Origin of the sequence: Flagellimonas oceanensis (genome assembly GCF_003992595.1) — a bacterium.
Lineage (GTDB): Bacteria > Bacteroidota > Bacteroidia > Flavobacteriales > Flavobacteriaceae > Flagellimonas > Flagellimonas oceanensis.
In genome coordinates this window covers 259,802-284,301 of the sequence record NZ_RZNA01000047.1, presented here as the reverse complement: position 1 = coordinate 284,301, position 24,500 = coordinate 259,802, and the positions used below count along the sequence as shown (strand labels likewise).

27 protein-coding genes, 5 tRNA genes and 1 pseudogene are annotated in these 24,500 nt (G+C 42.3%); 7 read left to right on the top strand and 26 right to left on the bottom strand.

Going from position 1 to position 24,500, the window contains the following annotated elements:
* Positions 1-31 precede the first annotated feature (31 nt).
* The 26 genes and pseudogenes from rpoB to EO132_RS14270 all read right to left on the bottom strand — a co-directional run bounded on the left by rpoB (position 32) and on the right by EO132_RS14270 (position 18,433).
* Entirely contained in the window at positions 32-3,841 is a 3,810-nt protein-coding gene (rpoB, locus tag EO132_RS14390) for a DNA-directed RNA polymerase subunit beta (RefSeq protein ID WP_127138522.1), read from the bottom strand.
* 127 nt (positions 3,842-3,968) lie between these two features.
* On the bottom strand, positions 3,969-4,352 hold the full coding sequence (gene rplL, locus EO132_RS14385; RefSeq protein WP_014033483.1) for a 50S ribosomal protein L7/L12: 384 nt from the start codon (positions 4,350-4,352) through the stop codon (positions 3,969-3,971).
* 55 nt (positions 4,353-4,407) lie between these two features.
* Entirely contained in the window at positions 4,408-4,926 is a 519-nt protein-coding gene (gene rplJ / locus EO132_RS14380) for a 50S ribosomal protein L10 (RefSeq protein ID WP_127138521.1), read from the bottom strand.
* Between the two features lie 23 nt (positions 4,927-4,949).
* Positions 4,950-5,642 (bottom strand): 50S ribosomal protein L1, encoded by a 693-nt coding sequence (gene rplA / locus EO132_RS14375; RefSeq protein ID WP_127138520.1) that lies wholly within the window; start codon positions 5,640-5,642, stop codon positions 4,950-4,952.
* Between the two features lie 20 nt (positions 5,643-5,662).
* Positions 5,663-6,100 (bottom strand): 50S ribosomal protein L11, encoded by a 438-nt coding sequence (gene rplK / locus EO132_RS14370; RefSeq protein WP_127138519.1) that lies wholly within the window; start codon positions 6,098-6,100, stop codon positions 5,663-5,665.
* Positions 6,101-6,167: 67 nt separating this feature from the next.
* Complete coding sequence (nusG, locus tag EO132_RS14365) at positions 6,168-6,719, bottom strand: transcription termination/antitermination protein NusG (protein ID WP_014033479.1); 552 nt, start codon at positions 6,717-6,719, stop codon at positions 6,168-6,170.
* A 12-nt stretch (positions 6,720-6,731) separates the two neighbouring features.
* Entirely contained in the window at positions 6,732-6,920 is a 189-nt protein-coding gene (secE, locus tag EO132_RS14360) for a preprotein translocase subunit SecE (RefSeq protein WP_127138518.1), read from the bottom strand.
* 20 nt (positions 6,921-6,940) lie between these two features.
* Positions 6,941-7,013 (bottom strand) — tRNA-Trp (locus EO132_RS14355).
* Positions 7,014-7,085: 72 nt separating this feature from the next.
* Positions 7,086-8,273 (bottom strand): elongation factor Tu, encoded by a 1,188-nt coding sequence (gene tuf, locus EO132_RS14350; protein WP_127138517.1) that lies wholly within the window; start codon positions 8,271-8,273, stop codon positions 7,086-7,088.
* 47 nt (positions 8,274-8,320) lie between these two features.
* Positions 8,321-8,392 (bottom strand) — tRNA-Thr (locus EO132_RS14345).
* An 87-nt stretch (positions 8,393-8,479) separates the two neighbouring features.
* Positions 8,480-8,555: transfer RNA gene (locus tag EO132_RS14340), tRNA-Gly, on the bottom strand.
* 79 nt (positions 8,556-8,634) lie between these two features.
* Positions 8,635-8,717: transfer RNA gene (locus EO132_RS14335), tRNA-Tyr, on the bottom strand.
* A gap of 23 nt (positions 8,718-8,740) precedes the next feature.
* A tRNA-Thr gene (locus EO132_RS14330) sits at positions 8,741-8,814 on the bottom strand.
* Positions 8,815-8,917: 103 nt separating this feature from the next.
* Complete coding sequence (hpf, locus tag EO132_RS14325; RefSeq protein ID WP_127138516.1) at positions 8,918-9,220, bottom strand: ribosome hibernation-promoting factor, HPF/YfiA family; 303 nt, start codon at positions 9,218-9,220, stop codon at positions 8,918-8,920.
* A gap of 54 nt (positions 9,221-9,274) precedes the next feature.
* A complete protein-coding gene (locus EO132_RS14320) occupies positions 9,275-10,165 on the bottom strand; it encodes a tyrosine-type recombinase/integrase (protein WP_127138515.1) in 891 nt (296 codons plus the stop codon).
* A 97-nt stretch (positions 10,166-10,262) separates the two neighbouring features.
* The gene (gene rpsU / locus EO132_RS14315) at positions 10,263-10,457 is read right to left on the bottom strand and encodes a 30S ribosomal protein S21 (protein ID WP_090299076.1); all 195 of its coding nucleotides are present in this window, start codon (positions 10,455-10,457) and stop codon (positions 10,263-10,265) included.
* 92 nt (positions 10,458-10,549) lie between these two features.
* The gene (locus tag EO132_RS14310; protein WP_127138514.1) at positions 10,550-11,719 is read right to left on the bottom strand and encodes an acyl-CoA dehydrogenase family protein; all 1,170 of its coding nucleotides are present in this window, start codon (positions 11,717-11,719) and stop codon (positions 10,550-10,552) included.
* 10 nt (positions 11,720-11,729) lie between these two features.
* On the bottom strand, positions 11,730-12,224 hold the full coding sequence (locus tag EO132_RS19605) for a ComEA family DNA-binding protein (RefSeq protein ID WP_235856471.1): 495 nt from the start codon (positions 12,222-12,224) through the stop codon (positions 11,730-11,732).
* 12 nt (positions 12,225-12,236) lie between these two features.
* Positions 12,237-12,584, bottom strand: coding sequence for a hypothetical protein (locus tag EO132_RS19600; RefSeq protein WP_235856470.1), 348 nt, complete (start codon positions 12,582-12,584; stop codon positions 12,237-12,239).
* Between the two features lie 14 nt (positions 12,585-12,598).
* Positions 12,599-14,215: an alanine/glycine:cation symporter family protein gene (locus tag EO132_RS14300; RefSeq protein ID WP_127138513.1), complete on the bottom strand. Its 1,617-nt coding sequence runs from the start codon at positions 14,213-14,215 to the stop codon at positions 12,599-12,601.
* Between the two features lie 84 nt (positions 14,216-14,299).
* Complete coding sequence (locus EO132_RS14295; protein ID WP_127138512.1) at positions 14,300-15,307, bottom strand: potassium channel family protein; 1,008 nt, start codon at positions 15,305-15,307, stop codon at positions 14,300-14,302.
* Between the two features lie 2 nt (positions 15,308-15,309).
* Positions 15,310-15,537, bottom strand: a complete 228-nt coding sequence (locus tag EO132_RS14290; protein ID WP_100817497.1) for a PspC domain-containing protein — start codon at positions 15,535-15,537, stop codon at positions 15,310-15,312.
* 8 nt (positions 15,538-15,545) lie between these two features.
* Positions 15,546-16,768 (bottom strand): annotated as a pseudogene (locus EO132_RS14285) (DUF2851 family protein).
* Between the two features lie 78 nt (positions 16,769-16,846).
* Entirely contained in the window at positions 16,847-17,158 is a 312-nt protein-coding gene (locus EO132_RS14280; protein ID WP_127138511.1) for a rhodanese-like domain-containing protein, read from the bottom strand.
* Between the two features lie 80 nt (positions 17,159-17,238).
* Complete coding sequence (locus tag EO132_RS14275; RefSeq protein ID WP_127138510.1) at positions 17,239-17,871, bottom strand: thioredoxin family protein; 633 nt, start codon at positions 17,869-17,871, stop codon at positions 17,239-17,241.
* Positions 17,872-17,878: 7 nt separating this feature from the next.
* Entirely contained in the window at positions 17,879-18,433 is a 555-nt protein-coding gene (locus EO132_RS14270) for a TlpA family protein disulfide reductase (protein WP_127138509.1), read from the bottom strand.
* A 134-nt stretch (positions 18,434-18,567) separates the two neighbouring features.
* On the opposite strand from EO132_RS14270, the gene EO132_RS14265 reads away from it, so the two are divergent.
* From EO132_RS14265 to trpC, 7 genes are all read left to right on the top strand, one after another.
* Entirely contained in the window at positions 18,568-19,014 is a 447-nt protein-coding gene (locus EO132_RS14265) for a MarR family winged helix-turn-helix transcriptional regulator (RefSeq protein WP_127138508.1), read from the top strand.
* A gap of 7 nt (positions 19,015-19,021) precedes the next feature.
* A complete protein-coding gene (locus EO132_RS14260; RefSeq protein WP_127138507.1) occupies positions 19,022-19,678 on the top strand; it encodes an NAD(P)H-dependent oxidoreductase in 657 nt (218 codons plus the stop codon).
* 43 nt (positions 19,679-19,721) lie between these two features.
* Positions 19,722-20,294 (top strand): YceI family protein, encoded by a 573-nt coding sequence (locus EO132_RS14255; protein WP_205780372.1) that lies wholly within the window; start codon positions 19,722-19,724, stop codon positions 20,292-20,294.
* 239 nt (positions 20,295-20,533) lie between these two features.
* On the top strand, positions 20,534-21,931 hold the full coding sequence (locus EO132_RS14250; RefSeq protein ID WP_127138505.1) for an anthranilate synthase component I family protein: 1,398 nt from the start codon (positions 20,534-20,536) through the stop codon (positions 21,929-21,931).
* A gap of 2 nt (positions 21,932-21,933) precedes the next feature.
* Positions 21,934-22,503, top strand: coding sequence for an anthranilate synthase component II (locus EO132_RS14245; protein ID WP_127138504.1), 570 nt, complete (start codon positions 21,934-21,936; stop codon positions 22,501-22,503).
* Positions 22,504-22,606: 103 nt separating this feature from the next.
* On the top strand, positions 22,607-23,602 hold the full coding sequence (gene trpD, locus EO132_RS14240; protein ID WP_127138503.1) for an anthranilate phosphoribosyltransferase: 996 nt from the start codon (positions 22,607-22,609) through the stop codon (positions 23,600-23,602).
* Positions 23,603-23,712: 110 nt separating this feature from the next.
* Positions 23,713-24,498 (top strand): indole-3-glycerol phosphate synthase TrpC, encoded by a 786-nt coding sequence (gene trpC, locus EO132_RS14235; protein ID WP_127138502.1) that lies wholly within the window; start codon positions 23,713-23,715, stop codon positions 24,496-24,498.
* Positions 24,499-24,500: the final 2 nt, after the last annotated feature.

Here is a 24,500-nt window from a genome sequence, read left to right as displayed (position 1 = left end):
GGTGATGATATAATTAATGTAATATAGTATTCTACTCTTCCAAACGGATATCCAAGCCCAAACCTTTAAGTTCGTGCATCAATACGTTGAAAGATTCTGGCAATCCAGGTTCTGGCATGGTCTCACCTTTAACGATGGTCTCATAGGTCTTGGCCCTTCCGATAACATCATCCGATTTAACGGTCAATATCTCTCTTAGGGTAGATGATGCGCCATAGGCCTCGAGTGCCCAAACTTCCATCTCTCCAAAACGCTGACCACCAAACTGAGCCTTACCACCCAATGGTTGCTGTGTGATCAATGAGTATGGTCCAATAGATCTTGCGTGCATCTTGTCTTCCACCATGTGTCCTAATTTCAACATGTAGATGACACCAACGGTCGCACGTTGGTCGAAACGCTGACCTGTTCCACCGTCATATAGGTAGGTGTGTCCAAATCTTGGCACGCCTGCTTCATCGGTAAGTTTGTTGATCTCATCCAATGAGGCACCGTCGAAAATCGGGGTCGCATATTTCTGACCCAATTTTTGTCCGGCCCATCCCAATACGGTTTCATAAATCTGACCAATGTTCATCCTTGAAGGTACACCAAGTGGGTTCAATACAATGTCCACTGGGGTTCCATCTTCCAAGAATGGCATATCCTCTTGACGAACGATACGCGCAACAATACCTTTGTTACCGTGACGACCTGCCATCTTATCCCCAACTTTAAGCTTACGCTTTTTGGCGATGTAGACTTTGGCCAATTTCATGATACCCGCAGGAAGCTCATCCCCTACGGAGATGGTAAATTTGTCCCTTCTCAGGTTACCTTGAATATCGTTCAACATGATTTTATAGTTGTGCAACAAGTCTGCAACCAATGCATTGACCTTGTCATCCGTTGTCCAGCTTCCACCAACCAAATGGGCGAAATCGTCAACGGCGTTTAACATCTTAATAGTGTATTTCTTTCCTTTTGGAAGTACTTCCTCACCCAAATCGTTGATGACTCCTTGTGATGTTTTTCCACTGATCAAACTGAACAATTTCTCGATCAATTCATCTTTCAGTTGTTGGAACTTCACTTCATAGTCCATTTCCAATCTGGCAATGGCTTCTTTATCCTCGGAACGTTTTCTCTTGTCCTTGATGGAACGAGAGAACAATTTCTTATCGATGACCACACCTCTCAATGATGGAGAAGCTTTCAATGAAGCATCCTTAACGTCACCTGCTTTATCACCAAAGATGGCACGCAACAATTTTTCTTCAGGGGTTGGGTCTGATTCTCCTTTTGGAGTGATCTTACCGATCAAAATATCCCCTGGTTTCACTTCGGCACCGATACGGATCATACCATATTCGTCCAAATCCTTTGTTGCTTCTTCGGATACGTTTGGAATATCGTTTGTCAATTCCTCCGCTCCCAATTTGGTATCCCTTACTTCCAAGGAATACTCATCAACATGGATAGAGGTAAAGATATCCTCGCGAACAACCTTCTCGGAAATCACGATCGCATCCTCAAAGTTGTATCCTTTCCAAGGCATGAAGGCAACCTTCATGTTTCTACCCAAGGCCAATTCACCCTTTTCAGTAGCGTAACCCTCACAAAGCACTTGACCTTTCTTCACTTTGTCGCCCTTTCTTACGATGGGCTTCAAATTGATGCTGGTCCCTTGGTTTGTTTTTCTGAACTTCACCAATTGGTAAGTTTTTGAATCATCGTCAAAGCTTACCAAACGCTCTTCGTCGGTCCTTGTATATTTTATTGTGATTTTCTGTGAATCCACATATTCCACTACCCCATCTCCCTCGGCATTGATCAATACTCGGGAATCCGTAGCTACTTGTCTTTCCAAACCTGTACCCACGATTGGTGAATCTGGTCTCAACAATGGAACGGCCTGGCGCATCATGTTCGACCCCATCAAGGCACGGTTCGCATCATCGTGCTCCAAGAAAGGTATCAAGGATGCAGAAATGGATGCAATCTGGTTCGGTGCAACGTCGGTGTACTTCACTTCTGTTGGATCCACTACCGGGAAATCACCCTCTTCACGGGCAATTACCTTTTCGCGTTCGATGGTACCGTCTTCCGCCAATGGAATGTTGGCCTGGGCGATCTTCATTCCTTCCTCTTCCTCTGCACTTAGGTACATGTGGTTTTTGGTATCCACTTTACCATCTTCTACTTTTCGGTAAGGGGTTTCCAAGAAGCCCATATTGTTTACCTTGGCAAATACGGACAGAGAAGAGATCAAACCAATGTTCGGTCCTTCAGGTGTCTCAATCGGACACAATCTTCCGTAGTGGGTATAGTGAACGTCACGCACCTCGAAACCAGCTCTTTCACGGGAAAGACCACCTGGTCCCAATGCGGACAATCTTCTTTTGTGTGTAATCTCTGCCAACGGGTTGGTCTGGTCCATGAACTGGGACAACTGGTTGGTCCCGAAGAAGGAGTTGATCACGGATGACAATGTCTTCGCGTTGATCAAATCAATCGGGGTAAACACCTCGTTGTCACGAACGTTCATTCGCTCACGGATGGTACGAGCCATACGTGCCAAACCTACTCCGAACTGAGAGGACAATTGCTCACCCACGGTTCTTACACGACGGTTGGACAAGTGATCGATATCATCAATCTCCGCTTTGGAGTTGATCAATTCGATCAAATACTTGATGATGGTAATGATATCTTCCTTGGTCAACACTTGTTTGTCCATTCCGATATCCAAGCCCAATTTCTTGTTCATCCTGTAACGACCTACTTCACCCAAGTTGTAACGTTGGTCGGAGAAGAACAATTTGTCGATAATACCACGAGCGGTCTCTTCATCTGGCGGCTCGGCATTACGCAATTGTCTATAGATGTGCTCTACCGCTTCTTTTTCGGAGTTGGTAGGGTCCTTTTGCAAAGTGTTGTGGATAATGGCGTAATCGGACTGTGCATTGTTCTCCTTGTGAAGCAAAATGGTCTTCACGTCGGCATCAATGATTTCATCGATATGCTCTTTTTCCAAAACGGTATCACGATCAAGTACAATTTCGTTTCTTTCGATGGAAACCACTTCTCCTGTATCCTCATCCACGAAATCCTCATGCCATGTGTTCAACACCCTGGCGGCCAATTTACGGCCCAGTACTTTTTTAAGTCCGGTCTTGGAAACCTTTACTTCTTCCGAAAGGTCGAAGATTTCCAAAATGTCCTTGTCCCTTTCAAAACCAATGGCACGGAACAAAGTGGTTACCGGTAATTTTTTCTTCCTATCGATATAGGCATACATCACCGAGTTGATATCGGTGGCGAATTCAATCCAAGATCCTTTGAAAGGAATTACCCTGGCTGAATACAATTTTGTTCCATTTGCATGGAAAGATTGTCCAAAGAAAACCCCTGGAGATCTGTGCAACTGGGAAACTACAACTCTTTCTGCGCCGTTGATCACAAAGGTTCCACTAGGAGTCATATAAGGGATTGTTCCCAAATACACATCCTGTACGATAGTTTCGAAATCTTCATGCTCTGGATCGGTACAGTACAGTTTCAAACGTGCCTTTAACGGTACGCTATAGGTAAGTCCACGCTCTATACATTCTTGGATGGAATATCTTGGTGGATCAATGAAATAATCCAAAAACTCAAGTACAAACTGGTTTCTGGTATCTGTGATTGGAAAATTCTCCATGAAGGTGTTGTAGAGACCTTCGTTTCCTCTTTCGTCAGATTTAGTTTCAAGCTGGAAAAAGTCTTGGAACGATTTTATCTGAATGTCCAAGAAATCCGGGTATTCCGGTATGTTCTTAGCGGATGCGAAATTAACTCTTTCAATAGTGTTTGTGAACATCTATGGACAAATTTTGATCGTGAATACTATGTGGGTTGGTGTACGGCTTTATACACTCCTTATATAAATAGGCTAAGGTCTAACCAAAAATGGAAAGACCTTAACCAAGTTCTAATGGGAAAAGCGATTATTTAAGCTCAACTTCTGCTCCTGCTTCTTCCAATGATTTTTTGATACCTTCTGCTTCATCTTTAGCAACACCTTCTTTAACAGCTTTTGGTGCGCTATCAACGATTTCTTTGGCGTCTTTTAGTCCAAGACCGGTCAATTCCTTAACCAATTTCACGACTGCCAATTTAGAACCACCGGCAGCTGTAAGGATTACATCAAATTCTGATTTTTCCTCAGCAGCTTCACCTTCACCTCCACCAGCGGCAGCACCACCAGCAACGGCTACTGCAGCAGCAGCAGGCTCGATACCATATTCTTCTTTTAAAATGTCGGCCAACTCATTTACCTCTTTTACTGTAAGGTTTACCAACTGTTCTGCAAAATCTTTTAAATCTGCCATTTTTCTATCGTTTAATAAAAATGTTTAAAAATATACTTAGTTTATTGTGCGCGAATTATTCTTTCTCAGAAAGGGTTTTAAGGATACCTGCCAATTTACCGCCACCGGACTTAAGTCCAGAAATAACGTTTTTGGCCGGCGATTGCAACAATCCGATGATATCCCCGATAACTTCCTCTTTGGACTTGATGTTAACAAGTGCGTCAAGGTTGTTGTCCCCGATGTAAACTGCCTCTTCGATGAAGGCACCTTTCAATACGGGTCTTTCTGATTTTTTTCTAAAGTTCTTGATAAGTTTCGCAGGTGCGTTCCCTGTCTCGGACAACATCAATGATGTATTGCCTTTCAACACTTCGGGAAGTTCACCGAATTCCTTATCAGAAGCTTCCATCGCTTTTGCAAGCAAGGTGTTCTTAACGACCGCAAGCTTAATGTTAGCCTTGAAACACGCTCTTCTCAAGTTGGAGGTGTCCACGGCATTCAATCCTGATATATCCGCCAAATAAATGTTTGGATTATCAGCCAACTGTGCAGTCAAGTCTTTTATTACTGTTGCTTTTTCTTCTCTTGTCATAGTTAAAAAAATTGAACTACCAGTTATTGAACTGCTTTTGGATCTAATTGAATACTAGGACTCATGGTGCTGGACAGGTAAATACTTCTCATGTACACACCTTTTGCAGCGGAAGGCTTCATTTTAACAAGGGTATCAATTAATTCCCTAGCGTTTCCTGCGATTTTGTCCGCAGAGAAAGAAGCTTTTCCAATTGCAGCGTGTACAATACCTGTTTTGTCCACCTTAAAGTCTATCTTACCAGCTTTCACATCGGATACCGCTTTAGCGACATCCATGGTTACTGTACCGGTCTTTGGATTGGGCATCAAGCCTCTAGGTCCCAAAATTCTACCTAGTGGTCCAAGTTTACCCATGACGCTTGGCATAGTGATGATCACATCAACATCGGTCCAACCGTTTTTGATTTTCTCCAAATATTCGTCCAATCCTACAAAGTCAGCACCAGCTTCTTTTGCTTCTGCTTCTTTGTCTGGAGTCACCAATGCTAAAACTTTCACGTCTTTACCAGTTCCGTGAGGAAGGGTAACAACGCCACGCACCATTTGGTTGGCCTTTCTTGGATCTACACCCAAACGAACTGCCAAATCAATGGAAGCGTCAAATTTTACATTGGTTATTTCTTTTACTAAAGCCGATGCCTCTTCCAAAGAATAGAGCTTGTTCCTGTCTATCTTGGACTGGGCTTCTTTTTGCTTTTTAGTCAATCTTGCCATTTCTTAATTGCTTTCAGATTTTAAAAAGGTCTTGGTCCTGCTATTTTCAGACCCATTGATCTCGCAGTACCCGCAACCATACTCATTGCAGATTCCACAGTAAAAGCATTGAGGTCCGCCATTTTGTCTTCGGCGATTGCTTTTACTTGATCCCAGGTCACTGAACCATTCTTAACCCTGTTAGGTTCTCCCGATCCTTTTTTAATCTTAGCCGCTTCCATCAATTGAACTGCCGCAGGTGGTGTTTTTACAACGAAATCGAAAGATTTGTCCTTGTAAACGGTGATAACAACAGGTAATACCTTACCTGGTTTGTCCTGTGTACGAGCATTAAACTGCTTACAGAACTCCATGATGTTAACACCAGCAGCACCTAAGGCGGGTCCAACCGGTGGCGATGGGTTCGCAGCACCTCCCCTAACTTGTAATTTAACTACCTTATCTACTTCTTTTGCCATTGTTTCTAATTAAATTTAAAGTGTGTCAATTGGAAGCAACACAGCTTTATATATGTAACAGCTCTTGTTATACTTTTTCTACTTGCATATAGCTGAGTTCCAATGGCGTCTTTCTTCCGAAAATCTTTACCATCACTTCCAGCTTACGCTTTTCTTCATTGATTTTTTCAACGGTTCCATTGAATCCATTGAAAGGTCCATCAATCACCTTAACCGTTTCACCCAACACGAATGGAATAGCAACATTGTCTGTATTGACAGCCAACTCGTCCACTTTCCCCAACATACGGTTCACTTCGGATTTTCTCAACGGAATGGGATCACCTCCTTTTACTTCGCCCAAGAAACCAATCACATTGGTAATGGAACGAATGATGTGCACCATTTCTCCGCCTAGATTGGCCTTTATCATGATATATCCTGGAAAGTAAACACGCTCTTTGTTGATTTTCTTTCCGTTCCTGATCTGAACAACTTTTTCGGTAGGCACTAGAACTTCTTCAAGATAGTCGCCAAATCCGGCTCGTTCCACCTCGCTTTCAATATAGCCTTTGATCTTGTTCTCTTGACCACTGACCGCTCTTACTACATACCATTTTTTCTCCAGAACCTCAGACATATCGACCGATCTTTATCCTATTAATTTTTCAAAATACAATGTGATCAAATTACTGAACAAGGAATCCACACCCCATGTTGCCAAAGCAAACAAGATGGAAAACACAGCAACGATTACCATAAGATTGGAGGCTTTGCTTCTTTCCAACCAAGTAACATTGTTCTTTAGCTCTTCGAATGATTCCTTTATGTAAGTGACCATATTTTTTTGTATTTAACTTGCACGGGAGGAGAGACTCGAACTCCCGACACCTGGTTTTGGAGACCAGTGCTCTACCAACTGAGCTACACCCGTTTATAATTACACTGAAAGGTATCCCGAGAAAATCGGGACACCCTTGAGTGCAATTTTATAATAATTTGAATCTTAATCTAGAATCTCAGTAACCTGACCGGCACCTACTGTTCTACCACCCTCACGGATAGCGAAACGTAGACCTACGCTACAAGCTACAGGCTGAATCAAATCCACGGTAATTGTCAAGTTATCACCTGGCATTACCATTTCAACACCGTCAGGCAAGTTAATGTTACCAGTAACGTCAGTTGTTCTCAAGTAGAACTGAGGACGGTAGTTGTTGTGGAATGGAGTGTGACGTCCACCTTCTTCTTTTTTCAAGATATAAACCTCAGCTTTGAATTTAGCGTGTGGCTTAACAGAACCTGGCTTACAGATAACCATACCTCTTTTGATATCGGATTTTTCGATACCTCTCAAAAGAAGACCTACGTTATCTCCAGCTTCACCTCTATCCAAAATCTTACGGAACATCTCAACACCAGTGATAGTGGAAGTCAATTTCTCAGCACCCATACCAATGATATCTACAGGATCACCCGTATTGGCAACACCAGTTTCGATACGTCCAGTAGCAACAGTACCACGACCAGTAATGGTAAATACATCTTCGATAGGCATAAGGAAATCCTTATCAACTTCACGTTGTGGCTCCTCAATCCAGGAATCAACAGCTTCCATCAACTCCATAACAGTGTCAACCCATTTTTGCTCACCGTTCAAGGCACCAAGTGCAGAACCAGCGATTACAGGACCGTTGTCACCATCGTACTCGTAGAAAGAAAGCAATTCCCTTACCTCCATCTCAACAAGCTCCAATAGCTCCTCATCATCCACCATGTCAACTTTGTTCAAGAAAACAACAATACGTGGAATACCTACCTGACGTCCCAAAAGGATGTGCTCACGAGTTTGTGGCATTGGACCATCTGTCGCAGCAACAACCAAGATAGCACCGTCCATCTGAGCAGCACCAGTAACCATGTTCTTTACGTAATCCGCGTGACCAGGACAGTCAACGTGTGCGTAGTGACGGTTTGCTGTTTGGTACTCAACGTGTGAAGTGTTGATTGTAATACCTCTTTCTTTTTCTTCAGGAGCGTTGTCAATAGAATCAAAGCTTCTTGTTTCAGACAAACCAGCGTTGGCCAATACAGTGGTAATAGCAGCGGTCAATGTAGTTTTCCCGTGATCCACGTGTCCAATGGTACCAATATTTAAGTGCGGTTTGGAACGATCAAAAGTTTCCTTTGCCATTTTAAATAATTTTAATCTTAGTTTATATTAGTGTACAAATCGTTTTGAGCCAATGACGGGATTTGAACCCGTGACCTCTTCCTTACCAAGGAAACGCTCTACCCCTGAGCTACACCGGCCTATGGGTTATCAGGTTTAGAGTTTAAAAGTTACAAGTCTAGCTCGTCAAAACTTCAACCTTTTTCTTGAAACCGAAGTTTCAAGTTTGGAGCGGGAGACCGGGTTCGAACCGGCGACATTCAGCTTGGAAGGCTGACGCTCTACCAACTGAGCTACTCCCGCATTTTTTCTGGATTTATATCCAAAGATTCCATTATTTCAAAAAACCTTCTTTCCCAGTTGTTCCGCTGAACAACCTTTGTGGGGGGAGCAGGATTCGAACCTGCGAAGGTAAAAACCAACAGATTTACAGTCTGTCCTCGTTGGCCGCTTGAGTATCCCCCCGCCTTATTTTTCAGTAATTTACGAGCCGATAGAGGGACTCGAACCCACGACCTGCTGATTACAAATCAGCTGCTCTAGCCAGCTGAGCTATATCGGCATTTCACCGCTTTTTACTCACTAAAAAAGCCCGCTATTTCTAACGGACTGCAAATGTATAGATATTTATTTTTTTAATCAAAACAAATTTCAAAAAATTTTCATCAAGCTTTCGCCCTTAATTTTTCCTTCTTTTTTACCAATTGTCTCTCCAAGGAACTACAGGCCGAATCCACAGCCTCTTCAAATGACTTACATTGTTTTTTTACCATGAATTTATCCCGGGGAACAAACACCATGATTTCCACAATCTTATTTTCTTTAGCACTTGTGTTTTCCACTTTCAAATATACATCCGATTCGATGACCTTGTCATAGAACAATTCCATCTTGTCCATTCGTTTTTGGACAAAGTCGAGGAGTTTACCATCAGCTGCAAAATTTACCGATTGTGCGTTTACTTTCATAAGACGAAGTTTTAGTACTGTCTGCGACAGTGAAGTTAAACAATACAAGAATCTTTATTTCTTGTTTCTTGGATGGGCCTTTTGATGTACTTTTTTAAGTTCGGCGATACTATTATGCGTGTACACTTGTGTGGATGCCAAACTCGAATGACCCAATAATTCCTTTACGGAATTCAAATCAGCGCCCCTATTCAGCAAGTGGGTTGCAAAGGTATGTCTGAGTATGTGTGGACTCTTTTTTACCTTAGGGGACACCAAACTAAAATACTTATTTATAGTTCGATAAACAAGTGTTTCATAAATTTTAAGACCTTCTTTTGTTAATAACAAATAGGATGAATCAACCTGATTATCCAGCTGGGAACGTCTCTTCAAATAGCCTTTTATCTGCTCTACGGTGGTTGACAACAAGGGTAGGATTCGCTCCTTGTTCCTTTTGCCCAGCACTTTCAGTACTTGCCCCGACAAATCAATATCCGACACTTTTAAATTGACCAGTTCCGTGCGGCGCATTCCGGTAGTGTACAAAAGCTCTATGATCAGCTTATCCCTTTCGCCCTCAAAATCATCATCAAAAGGAATCTCCGATAAGATGGCATCCATTTCCATCTCGGAAAAAGGCACTTCCACCTTCTTTTGGGTCTTGAGCGCCCTATGTTTTACCAAAGGCGAAATGGTAATGTCCCCAACCTTCAATAAAAACCTGTAATACGCTTGAAGCGATGATATTTTCCTGTTGATGGTCCTGTTGGACAAACCAACATCGGACAGAGCCACTATCCAATTCCTGATCAAGGGATAGGAAATATCTACAATGTCATCCTCACCATGATATTCCTGACAGAAGCCGACAAAGGCTTTAATGTCCTTCTCATAGGCCTTTACCGTATGTTCGGAGTAATTTTTCTCCAACCTTAAATAGGATATGAAAGCTGATACGGACATATATCAAAGGTAACGATTAGGATGCGTATAGGTATAAAACGAAAAATCCCGTTCCAATATTGGAACGGGATTACTATATTTTGTAAAAGCGATAGCCCTATACTTCTTCTTGGTCCCTAAGGCCTTGAATGTATTGTGCTTTTTGAATTTGCGCTCTACGCTCTACTGAAGGTTTGGTAAACTGCTGTCTTGATCTCAATTGACGCATGGTACCTGTTCTGTCGAACTTACGTTTGAAACGCTTCAAAGCTCTATCGATGTTTTCTCCTTCTTTTACTGGTATAATTAACATGGGCTACAACCTCCTTTCTTTAAAATTTTGGTGTGCAAATATACAAATGATATTCAATGGGTAAAGAAATATTTTATTTTTTTGATGAAAGGCTACACAGAGTGCTTTTTGTACTCCTTTTTGTCCACGATGATCTTGGCCAAGATTTCCTTTAAAATCTCTGAAGTACCCCCACCAATGGGCCCCAATCTACTATCCCTGCTTAAACGCGCCATGGGGTAATCTTCAATATACCCGTAGCCGCCCAAAAACTGCAGACAGTTATAAATGACCTCATCGGCCATTTTTGTGGATTTCAATTTGGAAATGGTCGCTTCTTTGACCACATAGACACCTTTTTCCATTTGGGCCACCGTGGAATAATTGAACTGTTTGCACAGCAACATATCTGAATATAAATCCACCAATCGGTGTCGCAAGGCCTGAAACTGATCTATACTTTTGCCAAACGCCTCTCGTTCGGACATATATTGCAACGCATAGTCCAATGCAAACTCAGCTCTTGCATGGGCATTGACCCCCATCACCAAACGCTCCAAAGAAAAGGCTTCCATGATATAGGCAAATCCTGCATTTTCCTCTCCCAAGAGGTTAGCTGCGGGAACCTCCACATTGTCAAAAGCCAATTCGGCCGTATCGGAGGCACGCCAGCCCAACTTATTCAACTTACTTGCAGAAACACCCTTGGCATTCCTGTCCATGATAAACATACTGATTCCTTTGTGACCTGCATCTTTATCCGTTTTGGCAGCAAGGATGATATAGTCTCCGTAAACACCATTGGTAATGAATGTTTTGGAACCATTTACAACATAGACATCACCTTTCTTTTCGGCAGTGGTGCGCATGGCTGCCACATCACTTCCCCCAAAGGGTTCCGAAACTCCCAAGCAACCAATTTTGTTCCCCAGCACACTTGGTTCCAAGTAGGCCTTTTTCTGGTCATCGTTGGCCAATTTGTTCAAATAGGTCATGGCCAAATACTGGTGGGCCCACATGGCCGCGGCAAAACCGCCGGAATTTATTTTCTGCAATTCCTCAAGAAAAACAACGGTATAAAAAAGGTCAAGATCTAAACCAGAATACGCCTCTGGGGTCATCAGGCCAAAAAAGCCCATTTCCCCGAACTTGGTCCAAATAGCTTTGTTTATCTTACCGGATTCTTCCCATTCCTCAATATGGGGAACAACTTCTTTCTGTAAAAAATCCTTCAAACTTTCGCGGAATAAGTTATGCTCTTCCGTGAAGTACATATCGTTCATAGCACCTATTTTATAAAGACAAATATAAAGCTATTCTGTCTAGTTTTTTTGTAGGAAATTGATCTACCTGACTCAGCTCCTGTAACGATGCAAATAAACCATTTTTATCTCTATATTCAATAATATTGAAGGCCAGTGACTTGTTTTTGTAGATTAATCTGGACAGCTCTTCCACTCCCGCTTTGTTGATGTTGATTTCATTTACCCATGGCGGCTTTAAGACTTGAAATTTGAGCAAAGCCCTTTCCACAACCTCTGGTTTAAGCCCACAGACGTCATACAACTGGCCATCAACCAGAAAACCTCCTAGTCTATCCCTGAATTTGACCATTCTTTCCGATAAGGTCCCCACAATACCACAAACGGATTTCAATTCTTCCGCCGTGGCCGAGTTAAGGTCTTTTACTGCAGATGCTTTCTTGAACCTTGATTCTTTCTTCGCTGCAATTTGAGTGTTCTTTACCCAATCTGGAAACTTAAAATACGGAGAGATTTCATTCAGCAACGAGTCTGAGATTTATGTGACGTTTTGAAAATCTTTGGCCGAATTCACAAACTTGTCTTGCTTTCTAAAAGCAAATAACCTGTCCAGTTGCGATGCAGATAATCCCAAAGTGTACCCTTTGCAATCAGTAATATAATTAGGGTTGAAGGGATAAATTTTTCGGGTTGCTTCAGGCTGGTGGATTTTAAGACTATCAATCTTGGCTTGCTCTAAAGCATTGAGGGCAAAGGCAGTCTCCTTTGATGACGGATTGGCCTTAACATAATAATACCCACCTTGCAGCACAACCACAATCAACAGCAAAAAGAAAATCCCACTTCGTTCTTGTTTATTGAACCTAAAGTGGGATTTGAATTTCATCTTAGCTATGTCTTTTACATTTTGTCCACTAAATCTTCTGCACCGTCTTCCAATGCATCTTCTTTCTTGTTGATGGCGTTCATGTATTTTCTCAATTCTTTTCGAACTACCGGTGTCAATAAGATCACACCTATAATGTTGGGCACCACCATGGCAAAAATCATGGCATCCGAGAAGTCAATTACGGAACCTAGACTAATGGAAGCTCCAACAATCACAAAAATCAAGAATAAGATTTTATAAGCTAGGTCACTTGTTTTGCTTTTTCCAAAAAGGTACATCCATCCTTGCATTCCGTAGTAAGACCAAGAAATCATGGTGGAGAATGCAAACAATATTACCGCAATGGTCAATACCACTGAGAAATGAGGAATCACGGTATCAAAAGCAGTCGCCGTAATCTCAACACCTTCGGTAATCTCGGTACCGTACTGCAAGAAACCTGCCTCGTAGTTGGTAATGATAATCACCAAAGCGGTCATGGTACAAATTACAACGGTATCCACAAAAGGCTCCAAAAGTGCCACAATACCCTCGCTCGCAGGATACTTGGTACGTACCGCGGAGTGGGCAATGGCTGCCGAACCTACACCAGCTTCGTTGGAGAACGCCCCCCTACGAATACCTTGGATCATAACACCAATAAGTCCACCTGCGATTCCAAGTCCAGAGAATGCTCCTTCAAAAATCAATCCGAAGGCATCATCAATGGAAGAGAAATTAGCACCCAAAATAATCAAAGCCGCCAATACATATATACCGGCCATAAAGGGTACGATTTTCTCCGTTACGGATGCAATCCTTTTGATACCACCGATAATCACAATCGCCACCAAAACAGCCATCACGATTCCGAAGTACAATCCTGCATTGTCATTTTCAATACCTGACAACTCCACAAACTGGGCAGCCGCTTGGTTGGCCTGGAACATGTTTCCACCACCAAAAGAACCACCGATAACAAATATGGCGAACAATACGGCAAGTACTTTTCCCAAACCTTTGGCGTTTTTTTCCTTAAGACCTTTGGTCAAATAGTACATGGGACCACCATAAACGGTTCCATCCTCACCTACATCCCTATACTTTACACCCAAGGTACATTCAGCGAATTTTGAGGCCATACCCAAAAGTCCGGCCAACATCATCCAAAAGGTTGCACCGGGACCACCAATGGACAAAGCCACGGCCACACCGGCAATGTTACCCAATCCCACTGTAGCGGAAAGTGCGGCAGTTAGTGCCTGAAAGTGGGAAACCTCACCATGGGCGGCATCATCACGAATGGTATCGGGTTGATCGTGCTCATCTGCGGAATCTCCATACAAATGGTCTACACCATGTTTTTCTATATCCTCATACTTCCCTTGAACCACTTTAATCGCAGTCCAAAATCCGGTAAAGTTGATGAGCTTAAAATAAATGGTAAAATACAATGCACCCCCTACCAATACGATAAGTACCCAAGGAATCTGAAACTGTTCCGAAAAAGGTATCTCGTAGAAGATGGCATCAACAAACCAGCTGGTATATTTGGAAAAAACCGCATCAATTTTTTCCGATGTACTTTCCTGAGCAAAAGTCAGCGCTGGTAACATGAAACTTAAAAATGAAAGAAGTCTGTACTTCATAATAAGGTTTTGGTTATGTTAGTTTTTTGTAAAGGCCCCAATATCCTAAAAAAAATCCTCGCAAAAAAATTAAAGGGTGTTAAACTAGCCTATCTGAAACATTTGGTTCAGCTTACGAATTTGCTCTGGGCGACCCAAAACGATGACCTTACTATTGGGCTGCAACACCATATCAGCCTCTGGATTGATAATGTATTTCCCGTTTGGGTCTATGTAACCTATAATGGTACACCCTGTTTTTCTGCGTAAATCCAAATCACGAAGAGAGTGGCAATCCATCTGATTCGTAAAATCCTCAATGCTCACTTCTTCCAAATTGGTCGTATGCTCTCCTTCGACTGACAACTGATCCAAAAAGGTGATCAAATCGGGCATGACCACCAAAGATGCCATGTGATCGCCACCTATTTTATCGGGCATGATTACTTTGTTCGCCCCTGCGAATTGCAGCTTTTTTATCGAGGTTACCTGAGACGCCCTACTTATAATGAAGAGGTTTTTGTTGAGTTGCCTTGCCGAAAGTACAATAAAGAGGTTGGCAGCGTCATCCGGGACAGCCGTAATCAAATATTGGGCTCGATCAATTCCCGCTTGGAGCAGGACCTCGTCCTCGTTGGCATCACCTTCCACAAACAAAACCTCTTCCTCATGCCTTTCAATGATTTCCTTGTCCTTTTCTATGACCACGAAGGGTTTTTTATAGGCGATCAACTTTTCGGCGGCCTGCATTCCATTTCTACCAAACCCACAAACCACGACATGGTTGGAAAGACTATCTATCTGTTTCTTCACTTTTTTCTTTTTTAGCAGTTCCAATGAGTTTCTGCCTAGAATGTACTCGGTAACCACAGAAATGGCAAAACCGAAGATAAACACACTGGTAACGATTAAAAATACGGTAAAAATCTTTGCGTTGGCATCCAACGGCCTTACCTCCGAAAAACCTACTGTGGTTACCGTGATAATGGTCATATAAACGGCCTCTATCCAAGTAAAATCCGACAGCATTTTGTAACCAACCACACCAAACAAAAGCACAATGACCATCAAGGAAAGGGCCAATACTATTTTGGAGCGCATCAGTCTAATCATAGTTACAGGTCAAATACAGAGGTTCTTTTGGTGTAGATCAAGTCTTTGATTCGGAGCCAAAATGCTATAAAGAGGTACAGTGCAAACCCAAAACCCAGGGTAACAAAGGTCAAATAAATAAAACTGGTACGCACCACACGGGCCCTGATGCCAAGGCGTTCCGCTATGCGGCCACAGACCTCAAAGCCTCTTTTTTGAAAATAATAAAGGGTATTATAGAACAAAGACATGGTTAAAATTATGTATTTCTATTCAATAATTGCGTACCAATGGCGCATTGCATGCATTTATTTTGGGAACAATAATTAGTGAAAAGTTCCAACTTCGCCTGACTTTCCAATGCATTTTTGGTTTTCAAACCGATTTTATCAAAATTTTTGATAATGGAATTGTCTTCCTTTCCCAATTCTGACATCAACTTGATCAATTCTTCATTCCAGTCTGTGCCCAAATGCTTTGCATAGCAGAATTTAAGTGGCACCAATGTATTGATAATGACCAAATCAATAAATTTTTTTGAGAACTTCTTCATTCTTTTTTTGGAGACCTTACCAAACGTATAGTGGTCTTCCCAATATGGGTCGACAGTAATTTCAAAGGCTTGATAGATATCATCCAACGTTTTTAAAACCATTGATTTTGAAAAGATATTGTGACTGCCCACATATAAATTGACCAATTGCGAAATTCGTATAGTTGGGAAATTCATCGGTCGTTATCCAAAGAACCCAGGTTTTGATGACGGTTTGTCCAAATCAAATTTACCCTGCGGATAATCGTATTCCTTTTTAAGCTGCACATAGTATGAACCGGTACAGTCATCCACTTGCAATAGTCCGAAGTGACCGAAAAGTAAAGCTTCCAGTTGTAAGGGCTCATTGGTCGTTTTCCTCACAATGGAAAAATCCAATTCTTGTGCCCGCTCCAAAAAGTGAGGACCATTGACTTTAGACCCAAAATTCTTGCCCAAAAGCATAAAAAGTAGAGCTTCCCAATCATTCTTGGAGGCATCCAAAAGCTTCCACATCAATTTGGATTTGTGCTCCAGACGCTCAATGTACAATCGATGCAACCATTTTCCTTCGAAAAGGAATCCACTTGGTCTACATCTTTCTCACAGTTGATAGAACTTGTCCGTGATTCGTTCATCAGGTTCCGATAGCCATTCAAAAGTGACTTGGAAACATAGTTTTTCACTTCCAAAATGGGTATCTGTGAGCCATCCTTCCTAAAAACAGCAATGTCATCCTCCCAAACCACGTGGAAAATGACATTGTCATAGTTTTCATCTGTTTCGTGATGATGCACATACCGATCGGAAGATTTGAGGTGCATCTCAACATAGCCTGCCCAGAGCTGCCCATCGATTTCAACTTTGGCGTTGAAAAAATCGGGGCCCGCCAACCTATTTTGGGTTCCTGGGGCCTTTATTACAAAAGGTTCCCCATTTCCCGAACGCAGGTTTTCCGTTGGAAGCCTGTTATGCCTCCAAATAAAATAAAGCAGGTCTTCTCGGATTGATTTGGGGTAAATGGAGATCTACTCTGCTACTTCGCCGTCCCAGTTCATAAAACCACCTTCCAGGTTATAAGCATTTTCGATTCCAATACTGTTCATAATGGCACAGGCCTGTCCGCTGCGGTTTCCCGATCGACAGTAAACGTAGTAGTTTTTGGACTTGTCCAACTTTTCCAATTCGTCCACAAACTCCTGTCCCAAATAAATATCGATGTTCGTTGATCCGGGAATATATCCTTCCTCCACCTCTTCGGGGGTACGTACATCCAAAATAAAGGCGTTGTCATCATTTTGCAGTTGCTCCGCCCATTCTTCTTGTGATAGATCTGACATTTTTTTCAATTTAGATTGCTACAAAAATAAAAATCCGAAGCGTTACTCCGGATTTCTTATGGTTTTATTTTGTTAGCGGCTTATTTTATGCCACAACCAATGGCTTTTGTCGTTTTCGGATTGATTTCATTTCCTGCCAACATCGCATCCACGGCATTTTCCACAAAAGTTTCATCCACCCGTGATGCATCCTGGTAGTTATCGTCAATGGCACCTATATATTTTACCATGTTTCCTGATGCTGTTTTTTCCAATAAGAAAACATGCGGTGTACGAGTGGCTCCATATTGCGGATAAATTTTTTGGCCCTCATCGAACAAATATGGAAAGGTAAAACCCTTTTCCACTGCACGCTCCTTCATTTTCGTGAAACTGTCCCCCGGTTTGGCACTGGGGTCATTCGGGTTGATGGCAATCACTGGGACACCTTGCGGTTTGTATTTCGCATCCAAAGCAATGATCCGATTCTCATAAGCTTGGGCGTATGGACAGGTATTGCAGGTAAATATGACCAAAAAGCCTTTGGCTTTGTCAAAATCAGACAGTGACACCATGGTACCATCAACATTCTTTAAGGAGAAATCGGCTGCCCTATCACCAACTTGGTATCCCTTGTCCAAATTATGCTCGGTCGCCACCTTGAATCCCATGGCAAATGCTGCCACAAAGATCATTAACAATGTAGACCACCCTAAAATGTTCTTCTTTTTCATAGTCGATTTAGTTTATGAATTTATGTAACTCATTGTTCAGTTCTTCGTACGTGAAACCATGCTCGTAAAAAGTTCGTTTGTCCTTATTATATATTAAGGTAGCCGGAATACCTCCGCCCCACTCTTCAGACACCTTTGGTATCCAATCGTTTTGTTTGGGGTCGTCCAGTATGACCACTCTGGATTGTATGTCTTTTTTCTCCACAAAAGGCTCCAATTGTTTCTTCCACATGTGAGGCATATCCAAACTGACCAATATCACTTCCACACCATTGTCCTTTTGCTCGGCATTGATTCGTTCAAAATGGGGCATTTCAGCAATACAAGGTTTACACCAAGTGGCCCAAAAGTTGACCACATAGGTTTTTTCATCACCTTTATGGAGCATGGGCTCAAAACCATCAAAATCGTAGATGGGAAAGGCTACATCTGCGCTTGCTTCGTCTTTTTGTGAAACCATTTCATTCCTAGCGGTTTCAACCTCTTCCTTTTTTTCATCCTTCTTTTCGACGCAGCCCACAAAAATGGAAACCATCAAACCCAAAATAAATAACTTATTCATTATCTGTATTTTACACCCTTAAAAATACATAAGGGAAGTTCCCTTTCCCACTCTTTAACAAAAATTTATCGATCAAAAGTTTGGATAACGGTCAAAAATAAACATACATTTGTATATACAAATATTGTTTGTACATGAATGTTGAAGAGATAATAAAAACCACTAAAAAGATTCCTTTGGAGCCCAGAACGGCCATCCACATGGAGTTGGTCAATAATAAGGTCAACGAAATAATGACAGCTGCCCTAAAGCCTTTTGAGGTTTCCATGCAGCAGTTCAATGTACTACGCATTTTAAGGGGCCAACAAGGCAAGCCCGCCAACCTTTCCACTTTGAATGAACGCATGGTAACGAAAATGAGCAATACCACGCGATTGGTGGACAAGCTTTTGGCAAAGGGTTTTGTGAACAGAACCGTATGTCCGTCCAACAGACGTAAGGTGGAAATAATTATTACGGAAACAGGATTAAAGGCCTTAGATCAGATGGATAAGGCATTGTCCGAAGCCCACAAGGTCATTTTTAAAAACTTCGACAACAAAGAACTAGAACAATTAAACACCTTATTGGATAAATTTTAGATACCATATGAGCACAGCAACTGAAAATAGCACAAGCAGCGTAATCGACAACAGGACATGGCGCTATGCGACCAAAAAGTTCGATGCGACAAAGAAAATTTCCGAGAAAGACCTGGAAACCCTTTTGGATGCCATCAGATTAAGCGCTTCTTCTTACGGATTGCAACCTTATGAAGTATTGGTTATTTCCGACCAAAAAGTAAAAGAGCGGTTAAGACCCGCTTCTTGGGATCAATCCCAAATTGAGGATGCCTCACAAGTCATCGTTTTTGCCAATAAAACCAACTACGGAGAAGAATTGGTGGATGAATTTGTAACCAATGTAAGCAAGACTAGGGACATTCCAATGGATGGACTTAAAGGATATTCCGACTTTATGAAGTCCAAACTTATCGACCTTCCTTTGGAAGCCAAAAGCAATTGGACCGCAAGACAAGCATATATCGCTTTGGGAAATACATTGCAAGCAGCAGCAGAGCTAAAGATAGACACCTGCCCCATGGAAGGCTTTGAATCGGACAAATACAATGAAATTCTTGGGCTTAAAGATAAAGACCTGAACGCAGCCGTTGTTTTGGCCGTAGGTTACCGTTCCGAGGAAGATGCGACCCAGCACCTGCCCAAAGTCAGAAAATCGAAAGAAGAATTATTCACTCTTATATAATTATTGAACCCTTAACAATTTAAAAACAGAAATTAAAACAATCATGAAAAAGACAATTTTAAGTTTAACATTGGTTACCCTTTTTGGCGCCTCTGCAATTGCCAATCCCATTGAAAAAGAAACCAAGGAAGTAAAAACTTCTGAAAGCACCGTAACCTGGAAAGGTTACAAAGTTGGAGGTTCCCATACAGGAACCATCAGCCTAGAATCAGGAGCTTTGGAGTTTGATGGTGAGAAATTGATCGGTGGCGAGTTTGTTGTGGATATGACAAGCATCAATACAACTGATTTGGAAGGTGATTACAAAGGGAAATTGGATGGCCACTTGAAGTCTGATGACTTTTTTGGTACGGCAAATCATCCTACAGCCAAATTGGTTTTCACTACAGTGAAATCAACCGGAAAAAACTCTTATGACGTAACTGGAGACCTTACCATTAAAGGCACCACTGAGCCCGTAACTTTCGAGGTTTCCGTTTATGGGGACAAAGCAACTGCCACATTGAAAGTTGACAGAACCAAGTACGACGTGAAATACGGATCTGGAATCATTGGTACCGCCAAGGACAAATTGATCTACGACGAGTTTGATTTGGTAGTTGATCTACAGATGTAATCAACTCCTATTTAGTGTGTGGAAATCCCGTCCGAGCAATTCTTGGACGGGATTTTTTATTTTAAACAAAACATTGTTGTCCCGTTAAAAATTCCTCCCTATATTTGGAGCAATGATTAACGGAATAGCAAATAACTGGTGGTGGATAAACTTACGTCAAACGTCGTGAGCTAAGTCCCCATTATAACCATATAAAAGGCTTGTCATCACGACAGGCCTTTTTCTTTTTTAAGACCAATATGAAGTATACCTTAAAGACACATTACAAAAAAATCCTTGCGGACACCATTACCCCCGTGAGCGTTTACCTGAAGATCAGGGACAAGTTTCCGAACAGTATTCTTTTGGAAAGTAGCGACTACCATGCGAACGATAATAGTTTTTCGTACATCTGCTGCAACCCCATTGCATCCATTAAAGTAGAGAACGAAACCATTACACAACGTTATCCAGATGGTTCAAAAGAAATTACCGAAATTACTGCTGATACGGACGTTACCGAAATAATCCACAATTTTGGACAACAGTTCAAAACCACACAAAATGGATTCAAGTTCATTTATAACGGATTGTTCGGGTATATGGCCTACGATGCCGTTCGTTATTTCGAGGACGTGGAGATTTCCAAAAAGGAAGATTCCGCTAATATTCCAGACATTTATTATGCAGTCTATAAGAATATTATTGCCATCAATCACTTTAAGAATGAAGCCTATTTGTTCGCACATTGTTATGACTCCGAAAGCAATGTGGAGGAAATGGAACAACTTTTCAATGTCCGTACCTTTTCCTCTTACAATTTCAACAAAGAAGGAGAACCAGAATCCAACCTGAAAGATGACGATTACAAGGAACAAGTTGCCTTGGCAAAAAAGCATTGTCAGCGAGGCGATGTGTTCCAACTGGTACTTTCCAGAAGGTTCAAACAAAAATTCAAGGGAGACGAGTTCAATGTATACCGAGCACTTCGCTCCATCAACCCCTCCCCTTACCTGTTCTATTTTGATTATGGGGATTTTAAAATATTCGGAAGCTCGCCAGAGGCCCAACTGATCGTGAAGGACGGCAAAGCGGAAATCCATCCCATCGCCGGAACCTACAAACGTACCGGAAATGATGAAAAAGATGCCGAACTGGCCAAAAAACTGGCCCAGGACGAAAAAGAGAACAGCGAGCACGTGATGCTCGTGGACCTTGCGCGAAACGATTTGAGCCGCAACGGAAATACCGTGAATGTGGAAACCTATCGCGAAGTGCAGTATTTCTCTCACGTTATCCACTTGGTGTCCAAAGTAACGGGACAAAAGAAAAAGGACAGTACTACCATGAAAGTGGTCGCCGATACCTTTCCAGCGGGAACGTTGAGCGGGGCACCCAAGCATATGGCCATGCAGCTCATTGAGAAATATGAAAAAACGAGCCGTTCCTACTATGGTGGCGCCATCGGGTTTATGGATTTTGAAGGCAACTTTAACCATGCCATTATGATCCGAACTTTTTTGAGCAAGGATCACGAACTGTATTATCAAGCGGGGGCAGGTTTGGTAGCCGCTTCCAACCCTGATGACGAACTCCAAGAGACCTACAATAAATTGGGCGCATTGACCAAAGCGCTGGAAATCGCCGAAACAATCTAAGCATGGGAAGAAAGATTTTAATGATAGACAACTACGATAGCTTTACCTACAACTTGGTGCACTATCTGGAAGATTTGGATTGCGAAGTGACCGTAAAACGTAACGACCAACTCACTTTGGACGAAGTGGAACCGTTTGAATACATCGTCCTCTCCCCTGGACCGGGAATACCTGATGAAGCAGGTCTGTTAAAGGAAATCATCAAGACCTACGCGCCCACCAAACGTATTTTTGGAGTGTGCTTGGGGTTGCAGGCCATTGGCGAAGTATTCGGAGGGACATTGATCAATTTAGATCAAGTATACCACGGAGTGGATACCACCATAACCGTGACCAAGGACGACCCCATTTATCAAGATATGCCCAAAACGCTTCAGGTGGGCCGATACCATTCTTGGGTAGTGGACCCTGATTTGCCGGAGGTATTGGAGACCACAGCGGTGGACGAAAATGGTCAAATCATGTCCCTTCGACATAAGGAATACGATGTGACAGCAGTGCAGTTTCACCCAGAATCAGTACTGACTCCCGAAGGCAAACAAATGTTGAAAAACTGGTTGGAAAGCCAATAATATGTCATTGCTGCAGTACCCTGAGCGAAGTCGAAGGGAAGCAGGAATCCAAATAAATTGAACAAAAGATTCCGCATCAAGTGCGGAATGACAAATTAAGAAAATGAAAGAGACTTTAAATAAACTCATCAACCACGAGATCCTTCCCAAGGAAGAAGCCAAACAAATATTGGTGAACATTGCCAAGGGGGATTACAACACGTCCCAAATTGCCGCATTTTTGACGGTATACATGATGCGAAGTGTGACCATTGAAGAACTTGAAGGCTTCCGCGACGCATTATTGGAGCTTTGTTTGGCCGTTGATCTCGCCGAATACGACCCCATCGACCTTTGCGGAACAGGTGGAGATGGCAAGGATACCTTTAATATTTCTACACTGGCGTCCTTTGTGACAGCAGGAGCAGGAATCCATGTAACCAAACATGGTAACTACGGAGTGTCCTCAAAATGCGGGAGTAGCAATGTCATGGAGTTTTTGGGCATCAAATTTAGCAATGATGCCGGTTTTCTAAAGAAAACCATCGAGGAGGCAGGTATTTGTGTATTGCATGCACCCTTGTTCCACCCGGCCATGAAAAATGTGGCACCGATCCGAAGAGAGTTGGCGGTCAAAACATTTTTCAATATGTTGGGCCCCATGGTAAACCCGGCATTCCCAAAAAACCAGATGGTAGGCGTATTTAATTTGGAATTGGCCAGAATGTACGGTTATCTGTACCAGAACACGGACAAGAAATTCACCATTCTAAATGCACTGGACGGATATGATGAAATCTCCTTGACCGGCGATACCAAAACCATATCCAACCATACCGAATCCATGTTGAAACCAGCTGATTTCGGTGTGGAAAAAGTTTCACAACAGGAAATCGTGGGTGGAGAAGATGTAGCAGAGTCCGCTCAAATCTTCATGGATATTTTGCAAGGCAAAGGTACCGATGCCCAGAACAATGTAGTATGTGCCAATGCAGGTGTCGCCATTGCCACGGTAGAGGGCACCACGCCAAAAGAAGGTTTTGAGAAAGCAAAAGAATCCCTGTTCAGCGGCAAAGGTTTGAACGCTTTAAGAAAATTGCAGGAATTGAGTAGGAATTAAATTTAGTACGGTGTCATTCCTACGGAACCCTGAGAGGAGTCGAAGGGAAAGAGGGAATCCATCATGAATAAAAATAGATTCCGCATCAAGTGCGGAATGACAAAAACAAAATGAACATACTAGATAAAATAGTAGCAGATAAACGCAAAGAGGTCGGTTTAAAAAAAACGCTCATTACCCTACCACAGTTGGAGGCTTCGGTGATGATGGAACGTACCTCGGTCTCATTGGCGGAAGTGTTGCGCAAAAGCAACTCGGGCATTATTGCTGAACATAAGCGACGCTCCCCGTCCAAATCCGTAATCAACCAAAGCTTGAGCGTACAAGATGTGGCCAAGGGGTATACCGATGCGGGAGCCTCTGGCATGTCCGTGTTGACCGATGGCAAATATTTTGGAGGCTCTTTGGATGATCTGGTTCTTGCAAGGGCTTCTACCAATATTCCAGTTTTACGAAAGGAGTTCATCATAGATGAATATCAAATTGTAGAGGCAAAAGCTTATGGTGCCGATGTTATTTTATTGATTGCGGCCATATTGTCCAAAGAAGAAATAAAGACCTTGTCCGAATTGGCCAAAGGTTTGGGCTTGGATGTACTTTTGGAAGTACACAACGAAGAGGAATTGGAAAAATCCCTGATGCCGAGTTTGGATATGTTGGGCGTGAACAACCGGAACCTTAAATCCTTCGAGGTCGATTTGGATATCAGCAAAACCTTATCGAAAAAGATTCCGGATGATTTTGTAAAAGTTTCAGAAAGTGGTATCAGTTCCGTGGAAGCCATTCGTGAGTTAAAGGAATTCGACTATCAAGGATTTTTGATTGGTGAAAATTTCATGAAGACCGACGAACCCGGGGAAAGTGCCAAAAAATTTATTGATCAAATAATCTCGTAATC